Origin of the sequence: Rhizobium sp. JAB6 (assembly GCF_003024605.1) — a bacterium.
Taxonomy (GTDB): domain Bacteria; phylum Pseudomonadota; class Alphaproteobacteria; order Rhizobiales; family Rhizobiaceae; genus Rhizobium.
This window is the reverse complement of record NZ_PYJQ01000001.1, coordinates 185053-197531: the sequence shown is the minus strand read 5'-3', so window position 1 is coordinate 197531 and position 12479 is coordinate 185053. Positions and strand designations below refer to the sequence as shown.

Below are 12479 nucleotides of genomic sequence, written 5' to 3'. Positions count from 1 at the left end.
CCGGAAAATTGCCAAGTCGACGCCTCCGTTATATGGGTGAGGTCCAATAACCCGGAAGACTTGCCGGGCGACGGTATTCTTATCGGGTGATCTATGGCGCGCGCCTTTCTCTTCGTTCTGGATTCTTTTGGCGTGGGCGGCGGCTCGGATGCGGCAAGCTACGGGGACGAAGGCGCCAACACGCTCGGCCATATCGCCGAGTTCTGCGCTGCCGGCGCTGCCGACCGGGAAGGCCTGCGTCAGGGCCCGCTCGTCCTGCCGATCATGTCCGGGCTCGGGCTGCTGGAAATTGCCAAGACGGCCACCGGCAGCTATCCCGCCGGCATGCCGCAGCCGGAGAAGCTCTATGGTCTCTATGGCTGTGCCAACGAAGTCTCCCGCGGCAAGGACACACCTTCGGGTCATTGGGAGATCGCCGGTACGCCCGTCATGTTCGACTGGGGTTACTTTCCGACCGAGGGCGATGCCTTTCCGCCGGAGCTGGTGAAGGCCGTCTGCGAGGCCGCCGACCTGCCAGGGATTCTCGGCAACTGCCACGCATCCGGCACCGACATCATCGCCAGGCTTGGAGAGGAACATATCCGCAGCGGCAAGCCGATCTGCTATACCTCGTCGGACTCCGTCTTCCAGATCGCGGCACATGAACGGCATTTCGGCCTCGAGCGGCTGATCGGCCTCTGCAAGATCGTGCGCACGCTGCTCGATCCCTACAATATCGGCCGCGTCATCGCCCGCCCCTTTGTCGGCGAAACGGTGGCGACATTCGAGCGAACCGGCAATCGCCGCGATTTTTCCGTTCTGCCGCCCGAGCCGACGCTGCTCGACCGCCTCGTCAAGGCTGAACGCACGGTGCATGCCGTCGGCAAGATCGGCGATATCTTTGCCCATCAAGGTATTTCAAGGGTCATCAAGGCCAATGGCAACATGGCGCTGATGGATGCGACGCTGAAGGTCATGGACGAAGCCGAGGATGGCGATCTGGTCTTCACCAATTTCGTCGATTTCGACATGGTCTACGGCCATCGCCGCGACGTGCCGGGCTATGCCGCAGCGCTCGAAGCCTTCGATGCTCGCTTGCCTGAAGTGCACAAGAAGCTGAAGGCCGGCGATCTCGTCATTCTGACAGCCGATCACGGCTGCGATCCGACCTGGCGCGGCACCGATCATACGCGCGAGCGTGTGCCCGTCATGGCTTACGGGCCGGGCATCCGCTCGCGCTCTATTGGCATCCGTCAAACCTATGCGGATATCGGCGAGACGGTTGCGCGTCATCTGGAAATAGCGGCCGGGCCGCATGGGAGGAGCTTCCTTTGACATCGCATCTGAAGAAGGTGGAGCTGCACTGTCATCTGGAGGGCGCGGCCCCGCCGGCATTGACGCTCGCCCAAGCACAGAAATACGGGGTCGATACCAGTGCCTTCCTCAAGGACGGTGTTTACCTCTGGAAAGATTTTGCCGAATTCCTCGTCTGCTACGACAAGGTCTCCGAGGCTTACCGCACCGAGGAAGACTATGCGCTGCTGACGGAAACCTATCTCGAAGAGCTTGCCGGCATCGGGACGATCTATGGCGAGCTCATCGTCTCGCCCGATCATGGCGACCGCATCGGCCTCGGCGCCGACGCCTATATGGCGGGCGTTTCGGCGGGCATTCGCGCCGCCAAGGCAAAGACCGGCATCGAGGCGCGGCTGATCGTGACAGGCGAACGGCATTTCGGGCCGGAGCGCGTGGTGAAGGCGGCGGAATATGCCGCCAAAAGCGATAACCCGCTGATCGCCGGCTTCAACATGGCCGGCGAGGAGCGCATGGGCCGCGTCGCCGATTACGCCCGCGCCTTCGATATTGCCCGCGAGGCGGGACTTGGCATCACCATCCATGCTGGCGAGGTCTGCGGCGCATTTAGCGTCGCCGACGCGGTGGATCTGGTGCGCCCCGATCGTATCGGCCATGGCGTGCGCGCCATCGAGGACATGGATCTTGTCAAGCGCCTTGCCGATCTCGGCATCGTGCTGGAAGTCTGCCCCGGCTCTAACATCGCGCTCAATGTTTTTCCGGATTTCAAGTCGCATCCGCTGCGCAGGTTGCGCGACGCCGGCGTGAAGGTGACGATCAATTCCGATGACCCGCCGTTCTTCCACACCTCGCTCGAGCGGGAATACGAACTGGCGTCGTCAGCCTTCGGCTTCAGCGACGACGAAATCAACGCCATGACCCGCACGGCGATCAAGGCGGCCTTCGTGGACGAGGCGACACGGGCGGCGTTGCTTGCGAAACTCTAAAGGCAGGGTTTGGGCCCAGATTGGGGATGAAATCTCCAAAAGCGGCCTATTTTCTTGCACCAGAGGCGATTTCCGTGAAAGAACCATCTCATATCGCGGAATTATTGGAAGGCTGAAACCATGGACGGCGTCACTGTCATCGATCACCCGCTTGTGCAGCACAAGCTCACCATCATGCGCAAGAAGGACACGTCGACAGGAAGCTTCCGCCGGCTGCTGCGCGAGATTTCGACGCTGCTCTGTTACGAAGTGACACGCGACCTCGAACTGACGATCGAAGCCATCGAGACGCCGCTGCAGCCGATGGATGCGCCGATCCTCGAGGGCAAGAAGCTGGTCTTCGCCTCGATCCTGCGCGCCGGCAACGGCTTGCTCGAAGGCATGCTCGATCTCGTGCCCTCGGCGCGCGTCTCGCATATCGGCGTCTACCGCGATCATGAAACGCTGCAGCCTGTCGAATATTACTTCAAGGCGCCCGAGGATATCTCTGAGCGCCTGATCATCGTCGTCGATCCGATGCTGGCAACAGGCAACTCCTCGATTGCAGCGATCGAAAAGCTGAAGGAGCGCGGTGCGCACAATATCCGCTTCCTCTGCCTGCTGGCGGCTCCGGAAGGTATCGCCAATTTCCGCAAGGCGCATCCGGACGTTCCGGTTTTCACGGCCGCCATTGACAGCCACCTGAACGAGAAGGGCTACATCGTGCCGGGTCTCGGCGATGCCGGCGACCGCATGTACGGCACCAAGTAAATCCGTTCTTATACTTTTCATGACGCCCGGCGGTTATCCGACTGCCGGGTTTTTTATTCATTGCTTTAGCATCCTTTCAGCACTCTCGGCTTATAAATGGCATGGCCCGCAGGAGGGGCCTTGCCGATGCTCGTTCGTGTTCTTGCCTTCGCCGGTGTCATTGCTATTGCGGCGACCCAGGTGCCGATGCTGGTGAGCAGCTATGGCGAACGTACCGCGAAACCCGCGCCGGTCGAAGCGGTTTCGCTTGCCCCTCCGAAGGCGGAAGCCGCCGTTTCCTATGGAAGCGTTCAGCTGCGCGCCAATGCAGGCGGCCATTATGAAGGCGATTTCACCATCAATGGTCGGTCTGTGCACGGGATGATCGATACCGGCGCGACCTATGTGGCGATGAACGAGAGCACCGCGCGCAGCCTCGGCTTCAGCAGCATCGATCTCGACTATCGCTACTCAGTCCAAACGGCGAACGGCAGTTCAAAAGTCGCCCACATCAAACTCGACCGCCTGGAGATCGGCACGATCCGGGTCCGCGATATCGAGGCTGTGGTGGCAAAGGACAGCGCATTGAGCACGACGCTCATCGGCATGAGCTTCATGAAGAAGCTCAACTCCTATGGTGTGCAGAATGGCACCCTGCTTCTGAAGCAATAGGATAGAAGGCGATCTTACGAGATTGCCAAGCGGCCCACGGCCGCCTTGACATCAAATCCTTCCGACAATGACAGGCGACGAAGCGGGCGCCGCATCCGCAATGCGATAGTTTGCCGATAAATCGGTTATAGCCTTCTGCGCGCTTGCCTCGTTCGCTGCGTGAACGGTGGCGATGCGATCGCCCCTGCTCACCTTCGTGCCGAGCGGCAGAATGTCGCTGAAACCGACGCGATGGTCGATCTTGTCCTGCGGGCGGCGGCGGCCGCCACCGAGATCGATGACGCTCATTCCGATCCCCCGCGCATCGCAGGCGCCAAGCCAGCCATCGGCAGCGGCGAGAACCGGCTTCTGTACCGGCGCGCTTGCTAGATAGCGATCCGGATGTTCCAGCAAATCCGCGGGGCCGCCAAGCGCATGCACCATACGGCCGAAAATCTCTGCCGCCTTGCCCGAGGCCAGAGCCTCGCGCGCCCTGCCCTCCGCCTCGGCAGCGTTCGCGGCGATACCGGCCTGAACGAGCATTTCGGATGCAAAGGCCAGGACAACCGTCTCAAGCCGGGTGCCTGCCTTGCTGGCTTTCAGGAAATCAAGGCAGTTGCGAAGCTCGACCACGTTGCCGGCCGCATCGGCCAGAGGCTGGTTCATATCCGTAATCAGAGCGGAGGTTTTCACCCCGCCGCCATTGGCCACCTCCACCAGCGAGCGCGCCAACGTCTCCGCTTCTTCCTGCGAAGTCATGAAGGCGCCGCTGCCTATCTTGACATCGAGCACCAGCGTTTCCAGCCCCGCCGCCAATTTCTTCGACAGGATGGAGGCGGTGATCAGCGGAACGGAATCGACGGTCGCGGTAACATCGCGCACTGCATAGAGCTTGCCGTCGGCGGGCGCCAGTGCGCCAGTCTGGCCGATGATGGCGCAGCCTACCTCCTCGACCACCCTGCGGAAATGGGCAGCATCCGGGGTGATCCCGTAGCCGGGAATGGATTCCAGCTTGTCCAGCGTGCCGCCGGTATGGCCGAGACCCCGGCCGGAAATCATCGGCACGGCGAGGCCACAGGCGGCTGCGATGGGGGCGAGCATCAGCGAGACATTGTCGCCGACGCCACCCGTCGAATGCTTGTCGGCGATCGGCTTGCCGATGCCATCCCAGGAGAGCGTATCGCCGGAGCGGGCCATGGCGAGCGTCAGCGCCACCGTCTCCTCGCGCGTCATGCCGCGAAACCAGACGGCCATGGCAAAGGCGCCGATCTGGCTTTCAGCCAATTCGCCGCGACCCAAAGCACCGATAAACGCATCGATATCGGCGGCCGAAAGGGTAGCGCCGTTGCGCTTCTGCCGGATGATCTCCTGCGGGATCATGGATCAGTAGCCTGACGATGCCGTCTTGGACTCGCCGCCGGCCAGCACGTTCAGAATATCGTCGAGCAGGCTCGACGCACCGAAACGGAAGGTCGACGGCATGGCCCAATCGGGCGTCATGATGGTCTCGGCGAGGCTGAGATAGAGAGCCGCATCGGAAACGGAGCCGATGCCGCCGGCCGGCTTGAAGCCGACCTTGCGGCCGCTGGCGCGAATGGCGCGCAGCATGATGTCAGCGGCTTCGAGCGTCGCGTTGACGGCAACCTTACCGGTGGACGTCTTGATGAAATCGGAGCCAGCATCGATCGCGAGCTCTGACGCGCGCCGGATGAGAGCGGTATCCTTGATTTCGCCGGTTTCCAAGATGGTCTTCAGAAGGACCGGGCCTTTGCATTCCACCTTTACCGCGGCAACCATATCGGTGACGGCCTGCTCATTACCCGCCAGAAAGGCGCGATAGGGGATGACCAGATCGATCTCGTCGGCACCATCGGCAATGGCTTCGCGTGCCTCGGCGGCAACATCTGCCACTTCCATGTCGCCGGCCGGGAAATTCACCACGGTCGCGATCTTTATGACATGATCGACACCGAGAATGCCGCGCGCCTGAGCGACGAAACGCGGCCAGATGCAGATGGCGGCCGTATTGCCATAGGGCGATTGCGCGCGGGCGCACAGCGCCTCGATCTGAGCCGGGGTGCAGTCATCCCTAAGATTGGTGAGATCGAGAAGGGAAAGCGCAACGGCTGCCGTTTCTCTCAGGGAATGGCCCGTCATTCTGGGTCTCCTTCGTCAGCGATCATTTCTTTCAGGATGGCGGCAAGGCGTGCGCCGCCGACCGGAGCCATGTCCTTCGTGTCTTCATGCGAGAGCTCGCCGCCGGTCATGCCAGCACCATAATTAGTGATGACGGAGGCAGCGGCAACCCTCAAACCGAAAAGACGCGCGAGGATGACTTCCGGCACCGTCGACATGCCGACGGCATCGGCACCCAGGATGCGCGCCATGCGGATCTCGGCCGGCGTTTCGAAGCTCGGGCCGGAAAACCACATATAGACGCCGTGCGACAGCTTGATCTCGGCCTTTTCCGCCGCCCTGCGCATGCGCATGATGAGGTCGGTATCATAGGCGCTCGTCATGCCGACGAAGCGCCTGTCGCTTTCCTCGCCGATCAGGGGGTTCATGCCGGAATAGTTGATGTGATCTGTGATCTGCATCACCGATCCAGGCGGCATCTCTTCCCGCAGCGATCCGGCAGAGTTCGTCAGGATCAGCGTATCGACGCCAAGCGCCTTCAGGGTTTCGATCGGCGTCCGCATGGCATTAGCGTCGCCCCTTTCGTAATAATGCACCCGGCCGGAGAGCATGATGACGGGGACATCGCCGAGCTTGCCCGCCACCAGCGTACCGGCATGGCCGGAGACCGCGCTCAGCGGGAAGCCGGGCAGATCGGCATAGGGAATGCGCAGCGCGTCCTTGACCTCGTCCACGAGAGAACCGAGACCGGAGCCCAGAATGATGCCATAGCGCGGCTTCAGCTCGCCAAGCTTCTCGGTGAGGATATCGACGGCCGCGTTCATCCGAGCACCTCCGTTTCGAAGCTGAAGGGCAGCATCTCGTCCATGGTCATGGTCTTCTTCACGCCGGTTTCGTCGCAAAGATAGATGCGTGTCTCTTTGCTGGCAAATTCGGCGATCTTCTGCCGGCAGCCACCGCAGGGCGGGCAGAGCGGCAGCTTCTCGGCGATGACGGCAATCTCGACGATCTTTTTGGCGCCGCCCATGATCATCTGGCCGATCGCAGTCGGTTCGGCGCACCAACCCTGCGGGAAGGACAGGTTTTCGATATTGGCGCCGGTATAGATCTTGCCGTCCTCGGCGCGGATCGCCGCGCCCACCGGAAATTTCGAATAGGGAGCATGCGCGAACGCCATCGCGCCGCGCGCGGCCTCGAACAGATCATGCGACATGGGCTAGCGCTCCTTGGTATAGGGCACGCCACCGGCCTTCGGGGGCTTGGCGACGCCGATAAAGCCTGCAAGCAGGATGCAGGTGAGGATATAGGGCAGCGCCTGGAAAATCTGTACCGGCACCTCGCCGACGCCCGGAACCGCCTTGCCCTGCATGAAATTGGCGAAGGCATCGAGAAAGCCGAACAGCAGGCAGGTGAACATGACCGGCACCGGCTTCCACTTTGCGAAGATCAGTGCGGCGAGAGCGATATAGCCCTTGCCGGCCGACATGTTGTTGATGAAGGCGGCCGATTGCGCAATGGCAAGATAGGTGCCGGAGAAGCCGCAGAGAATGCCAGCTGCTATCAGCGAGCGATAGCGCAGCCATTCGACCGAGATGCCGGCGGTATCGACAGCGCCGGGATTTTCACCGACGGCGCGCAGCCGCAGACCGAAGCGGGTCCGATAGAGAATCCACCAGGAGATCGGCACCGCCAGGAAGGCCAGATAGGTCAGGATATTGTTGCCCGAGATGACATTCGCATAGAGCGGCCCGATGAACGGAACATCGCGAAGGGCATCGGCACCCGGCAGCGTGATGCCGGAAAAACGTGCGGTGGCCGGCAAGGTCGGAGTGCGGCCGCCCTGGCCGAACCAGGCCTGACCGAGAACGATGGTCAGGCCGGCCATCAGGAAGTTGATCGCGACGCCCGAGACGATCTGGTTGCCGCGATTGGTGATCGAGGCGAAGCCGTGCAGCAGACCGACGACAACCGAGACGACAACGCCGGCGCCCAGGCCGGCCCAGGGCGAGCCGCTGATCGAGGCGACGCAGGCGGCAGCGAAGGCGGAAGCCAGCATCTTGCCTTCGAGGCCGATATCGAAGATGCCGGCGCGCTCGGAAAACAGGCCAGCCAGCGCGGTGAAGATCAGCGGAATCGACAGGCGGATCGTCGAGCCAAATATGCTGATGAGAAGATCATAATAGTCCATCGTCCGATCCTCACGTCCTGGCGAATGTCTGGTAGATGCGCACGAGCGCAGGTCGGAACATGTACTCGAGGGCCCCGGCAAACAGGATGACGAGGCCCTGGATCACCACGATCATGTCGCGCGTGATATTCGGCATGTCGAAGGACAGTGCATCGCCGCCCTGATAGAGAATGCCGAACAGGATCGCCGCCGCGATGATGCCCAGGGGATGATTGCGGCCCATCAGCGACACGGCGATCCCGACGAAGCCCGCGCCAAGCACGAACTCGACCTGCAGACGCGCGGACGCGCCCATGACGGGATTGAGCGCCATCATGCCGGCAAGGCCGCCGGAAAGCAGCATGGCGATGACGACCGTGCGGGCATAGGGAATGCCGGCATAGACCGCAGCGGTAGGGCTGAGGCCCAGCGTGCGCATTTCATAGCCCAGCTTGGTGCGCCAGACGAGCACCCAGACCAGGAAGCACATGACCAACGCAATCAGGAAGGAGACGTTGAGCGGTGCCGCACCGATGGTCGAGCCGAACATATCCATCAACCAGCCAAGTTTCGGCAGCTGGCCGCCCTCAAGGAACGTGCGGGTTTCGGGGGCCATCTTGCCTGGAACGATCAGTATATGCACCAGCAGGAAGTTCATCATCGCCGATGCGATGAAATTGAACATGATCGTGGTGATGACGACGTGGCTGCCGCGCTTGGCCTGCAGCCAGGCAGGAATGAAGGCCCAGAGCGCCCCGAAGATCGCCGCGCCTATGACGGCAAAGGGCATCGTCACATACCAGGGCACATAATGGTCGAGGGTCAGCGCCACCAGGGCGCAGCCGAGGCCGCCGAGATAGGCCTGGCCTTCCGAACCGATGTTGAACAGGCCGGCATGGATGGCGACGGCGACCGAGAGGCCCGTGAAGATGAAGCTCGTCGCATAATACAGGGTGAAGCCGATGCCTTCGCCGCTGCCAAGCGCGCCCTGCAGCAGCAGGACAAGCGCGTCGAGCGGGCTCTCGCCGATAAACCAGACGACAAGGCCGGAAATCAGGAAGGCAACGATCAGGTTGAGAAGGGGGATCAAACCATAGGTGATCCAATTGGGGAGCGGAACGGAAGCCGTGCTCATATACGCCTCACGCGGCAATGCCGGCCATCATCAGGCCGAGTGTTTGTTCACCGGCCTCGGCCGACTTTTCACCGACGATGTGGCCGGCGAACATGACGAGGATACGGTCCGAAAGCGCGCGGATCTCATCCAGCTCCACAGACACCAGCAGGATCGCCTTGCCGGCGTCGCGCATCTCGATGATGCGGCGATGGATGAATTCGATGGCGCCGATATCGACGCCGCGCGTCGGCTGACCGATCAGCAGAGCCTTCGGGTCGCGCTCGATCTCGCGGGCGACGACGATCTTCTGCTGGTTGCCGCCGGAGAAATTCGCAGTCTTCAGCCGCGCGTTCGGCGGGCGGATATCGTATTTCTCGATCTTCTCGATCGCGTCCTTGCGCATGGCATCGAGATCGAGCATTCCGCCACGCCCGTATTTGCGGTCGCGATGATAGCCGAGCATGGAATTCTCATATTCTTCGAACTTGAGGACGAGGCCCATGTGGTGTCGATCTTCCGGAATATGAGCAAGGCCGAGTTCACGTAGCGCGGCGGGATCGGCATTGCCGATCGGCTTGCCATGCAGGAGAATTTCGCCCGAGGCGGGCTTGCGGATGCCGGCGATCGCCTCCAGCAATTCCGACTGGCCGTTGCCGGCGACACCGGCAATGCCGACGATCTCGCCGGCGCGGACCTCGAAGGAGACATTGTCGACCATGGTGACGCCGCGGCCATCCTTGACCGTGAGATTGCGCACGGACAGCAGGATATCGCCCGGATTGGGAGCACCTTTTTCGACGCGCAGCAGCACGCGGCGGCCGACCATCAGCTCGGCCAGTTCCTCGACAGTGGTTTCCGCCGTCTTGCGGGTGGCAACCATCTCGCCGCGGCGCATGACCGACACCGTGTCGGTGATCGCCATGATCTCGCGCAGCTTATGGGTGATGAGAATGATCGTCTTGCCCTGGTCGCGCAGAACGCGAAGGATGCGGAAGAGATTGTCGGCTTCTGCCGGCGTCAGCACACCGGTAGGCTCGTCGAGAATGAGGATCTCCGCGCCGCGATACATCGCCTTCAGGATCTCGACACGCTGCTGCTGGCCGACGGGAAGCTCTTCGATCAGCGCGTCCGGATCAACCTCCAGGCCGTAGTCCTTCTCCAGCCGGCCGAGCTCGGCGCGCGCGGCCGCCACGCCCTTGGCAAGAAGCGCGCCGCCTTCGGCGCCCAGCATGACGTTTTCAAGGACGGTAAAATTGTCGACCAGCATGAAATGCTGGTGCACCATGCCGATACCGGCTGCGATCGCCGTCTGGCTGTCGCGAATGGCGATAGGCTTGCCGTTGATGCGGATTTCGCCGCTGTCGGCCTGATAGAATCCGTAGATGATCGACATCAGGGTCGATTTCCCCGCACCGTTTTCGCCGATGATCCCGTGGATCGAGCCCTTGGCGACGGTCAGGTTGATATCTTTATTGGCGTGGACAGCACCGAACTTCTTGTCGATGCCCACGAGCTCGATGGCGGAGATTTGGTTCACTATAGGGGCTCCAGAAACCGGTTTCCGGATAAGAAAAGGGCGTATGACGTTTTTGCCCCGTCATACGCCCTTATTTCATATCAGTTCTTCGGGCAGGCGTTGTCGGTCAGATAGTCGTGGACCTTGATAGTACCGGCGACGATATCGGTCCGGGCCTTGTCCACGGCAGCCTGCATTTCAGGAGTGACGAGCGACTTGTTGTTGTCGTCCATAGCGACGGTGACGCCGTCTTCCTTCAGGCCGAGTTCCTGCGTGCCAGGGGTGAACTTGCCGTTCTTGGCATCGCTGAAGGCGTTGTAGACGGCGAGGTCGACGCGCTTGACGACGGAGGTCAGAACGGAACCCGGATGCAGGTAGTTCTGGTTCGAGTCGACGCCGATCGACAGCTTCTTGTTGTCGGCCGCCGTCTGCAGCACGCCGAGGCCGGTCGCGCCGGCAGCCGCGTAAATAACGTCCGCGCCCTGATCGATCTGGTTCTTGGTAAGCTCGCCGCCGCGAACCGGGTCGTTCCAGGCAGCGCCGGTCGTGCCGGTCATGTTCTGGAAGACTTCGATCTTCGGATTTGTGGCACGCGCACCCAGCTCGTAGCCGCATTCGAACTTGCGGATCAGCGGAATGTCCATGCCGCCGACGAAGCCGATCTTGCCGGACTTGGATGCAATGGCAGCCATGACGCCGGCGAGGTAGGAGCCTTCGTTTTCCTTGAACTTGACCGACCGGACGTTCGGCAGATCAAGGCTGTCGTCGATCAGGACGAATTCGGTCTTCGGATATTCGGCTGCAACCTTCTGGAGAGCCGAGGTCCAGGCGAAAGAAACGGCGATAACCGGATTGAAGCCCTTGCTGGCGAAGTTGCGCAGCGCCTGTTCGCCCTGGGTGTCGCCCGTCGGCTCAAAGTCGCGATAGGCGATTCCGGTTTCCTTCTTGAATTTTTCGGCGCCGTTGTAGGCAGCTTCGTTAAAGGATTTGTCGAACTTGCCGCCGGTTCCGTAAACGATCGCCGGCTTGATATCGGCCGCAAGCGCCGTTGCCGACATGGCAGCCAAAGCGAAAAGGGTCAAAAGGGATTTTTTCATGTGGTGCAGCCCTATTGTTTCTATCTTGTTGGGTCCTCCCGCAAGCCCGTTGACCGAGCAAGTCTGCGGAACCGCCGACCTCCCCGAGGCCAAGCTGGCGCGCATCCTTGCATGGCTGCATGAAAAATTCACGAGAAATTTTTCAGTTGGTAAAGATTTGTGGGAATTGGTGAAAACCCATCCAAACGACCCGTTTTTTAAACAATTTCGGCCTAAAAATGCAATTTTATTGATCAGAAATGCTGCCGGTGGGTCTGCCGCAATCGTCGGTTTTGCTCACCACGGTATTGCCGCAAGCCCATTACCAATCATCCCCCAGCGCAACCAAAATCCCCAAATGGCACAGGCCGGGAGGCATCCCATCTTTCAGGCGCTGAAGCGTCCGGCTGCGGGCTGACGCTTATAGGCGATTACCCACAGAAGCAGCGAGATCACCAGAAAGACCGCGAAGGCCGGCTGAAACAGCAGCCATTGCATCGCCAGGTCATAGAAGCGGGGATGAACATAATAGGCGATCGTCGAGCGAAGGCTTGCCAGCGACGAAGGGCTGACATCGTTCCACGCATCGCCCATCGGGGTCATGACCACGGCGGAAGCCGCAACGGATTGAATGGAATCGATGGTGCCCGCGATCACAGCCACCACCAGCGCGACAAGGCTGGCAAAACGCAACAGGAAACGCATAAACTCCTCCGGATACTCACTGCGTCAGGCCCTTTCGGGCCGACCTGTCTTATGCCGCCTCATCTATCTTCTTAGATAAGTTGCGCGGGAAACAAGCGCAATG

General features: G+C 61.1%; 14 protein-coding genes. 5 read left to right on the top strand and 9 right to left on the bottom strand.

Annotated elements, in window-relative coordinates; translation table 11 throughout:
* Nucleotides 1-93 precede the first annotated feature (93 nt).
* The 4 genes from C7U61_RS00980 to C7U61_RS00965 all read left to right on the top strand — a co-directional run bounded on the left by C7U61_RS00980 (nucleotide 94) and on the right by C7U61_RS00965 (nucleotide 3680).
* Nucleotides 94-1314: a phosphopentomutase gene (locus C7U61_RS00980; RefSeq protein WP_106996288.1), complete on the top strand. Its 1221-nt coding sequence runs from the start codon at nucleotides 94-96 to the stop codon at nucleotides 1312-1314.
* Entirely contained in the window at nucleotides 1311-2279 is a 969-nt protein-coding gene (locus C7U61_RS00975) for an adenosine deaminase (protein ID WP_106996287.1), read from the top strand. The genes C7U61_RS00980 and C7U61_RS00975 overlap by 4 nt, the downstream gene beginning before the upstream one ends.
* Nucleotides 2280-2399: 120 nt before the next feature.
* Nucleotides 2400-3029 carry a uracil phosphoribosyltransferase gene (upp, locus tag C7U61_RS00970; RefSeq protein WP_106996286.1) on the top strand — a complete coding sequence of 210 codons (630 nt, stop codon included), beginning with the start codon at nucleotides 2400-2402 and terminating at the stop codon, nucleotides 3027-3029.
* Nucleotides 3030-3155: 126 nt separating this feature from the next.
* The gene (locus tag C7U61_RS00965) at nucleotides 3156-3680 is read left to right on the top strand and encodes a TIGR02281 family clan AA aspartic protease (protein WP_106996285.1); all 525 of its coding nucleotides are present in this window, start codon (nucleotides 3156-3158) and stop codon (nucleotides 3678-3680) included.
* A 51-nt stretch (nucleotides 3681-3731) separates the two neighbouring features.
* On the opposite strand, the gene deoA is transcribed toward C7U61_RS00965, so the two are convergent.
* From deoA to C7U61_RS00925, 8 genes are all read right to left on the bottom strand, one after another.
* Nucleotides 3732-5039, bottom strand: a complete 1308-nt coding sequence (gene deoA / locus C7U61_RS00960) for a thymidine phosphorylase (protein WP_106996284.1) — start codon at nucleotides 5037-5039, stop codon at nucleotides 3732-3734.
* A gap of 3 nt (nucleotides 5040-5042) precedes the next feature.
* Nucleotides 5043-5816 (bottom strand): deoxyribose-phosphate aldolase, encoded by a 774-nt coding sequence (gene deoC, locus C7U61_RS00955; protein WP_106996283.1) that lies wholly within the window; start codon nucleotides 5814-5816, stop codon nucleotides 5043-5045.
* On the bottom strand, nucleotides 5813-6619 hold the full coding sequence (locus C7U61_RS00950) for a purine-nucleoside phosphorylase (protein WP_106996282.1): 807 nt from the start codon (nucleotides 6617-6619) through the stop codon (nucleotides 5813-5815). The genes deoC and C7U61_RS00950 overlap by 4 nt, the downstream gene beginning before the upstream one ends.
* Nucleotides 6616-7008, bottom strand: a complete 393-nt coding sequence (locus C7U61_RS00945; protein WP_015338405.1) for a cytidine deaminase — start codon at nucleotides 7006-7008, stop codon at nucleotides 6616-6618. Before C7U61_RS00945 ends, C7U61_RS00950 begins: the two co-directional genes overlap by 4 nt.
* 3 nt (nucleotides 7009-7011) lie before the next feature.
* A complete protein-coding gene (locus C7U61_RS00940; RefSeq protein ID WP_106996281.1) occupies nucleotides 7012-7983 on the bottom strand; it encodes an ABC transporter permease in 972 nt (323 codons plus the stop codon).
* Nucleotides 7984-7993: 10 nt separating this feature from the next.
* A complete protein-coding gene (locus C7U61_RS00935; RefSeq protein ID WP_106996280.1) occupies nucleotides 7994-9097 on the bottom strand; it encodes an ABC transporter permease in 1104 nt (367 codons plus the stop codon).
* Between the two features lie 7 nt (nucleotides 9098-9104).
* Complete coding sequence (locus tag C7U61_RS00930) at nucleotides 9105-10616, bottom strand: ABC transporter ATP-binding protein (RefSeq protein WP_106996279.1); 1512 nt, start codon at nucleotides 10614-10616, stop codon at nucleotides 9105-9107.
* 80 nt (nucleotides 10617-10696) lie between these two features.
* Nucleotides 10697-11692 (bottom strand): BMP family ABC transporter substrate-binding protein, encoded by a 996-nt coding sequence (locus tag C7U61_RS00925; RefSeq protein WP_106996278.1) that lies wholly within the window; start codon nucleotides 11690-11692, stop codon nucleotides 10697-10699.
* Between the two features lie 49 nt (nucleotides 11693-11741).
* On the opposite strand from C7U61_RS00925, the gene C7U61_RS19335 reads away from it, so the two are divergent.
* Complete coding sequence (locus tag C7U61_RS19335) at nucleotides 11742-12089, top strand: hypothetical protein (protein WP_146143939.1); 348 nt, start codon at nucleotides 11742-11744, stop codon at nucleotides 12087-12089.
* Here the strand turns inward: C7U61_RS19335 and C7U61_RS00920 are convergent.
* Nucleotides 12059-12376 carry a hypothetical protein gene (locus C7U61_RS00920; protein ID WP_106996277.1) on the bottom strand — a complete coding sequence of 106 codons (318 nt, stop codon included), beginning with the start codon at nucleotides 12374-12376 and terminating at the stop codon, nucleotides 12059-12061. The genes C7U61_RS19335 and C7U61_RS00920 overlap by 31 nt on opposite strands.
* Between the last annotated feature and the right edge of the window lie 103 nt (nucleotides 12377-12479).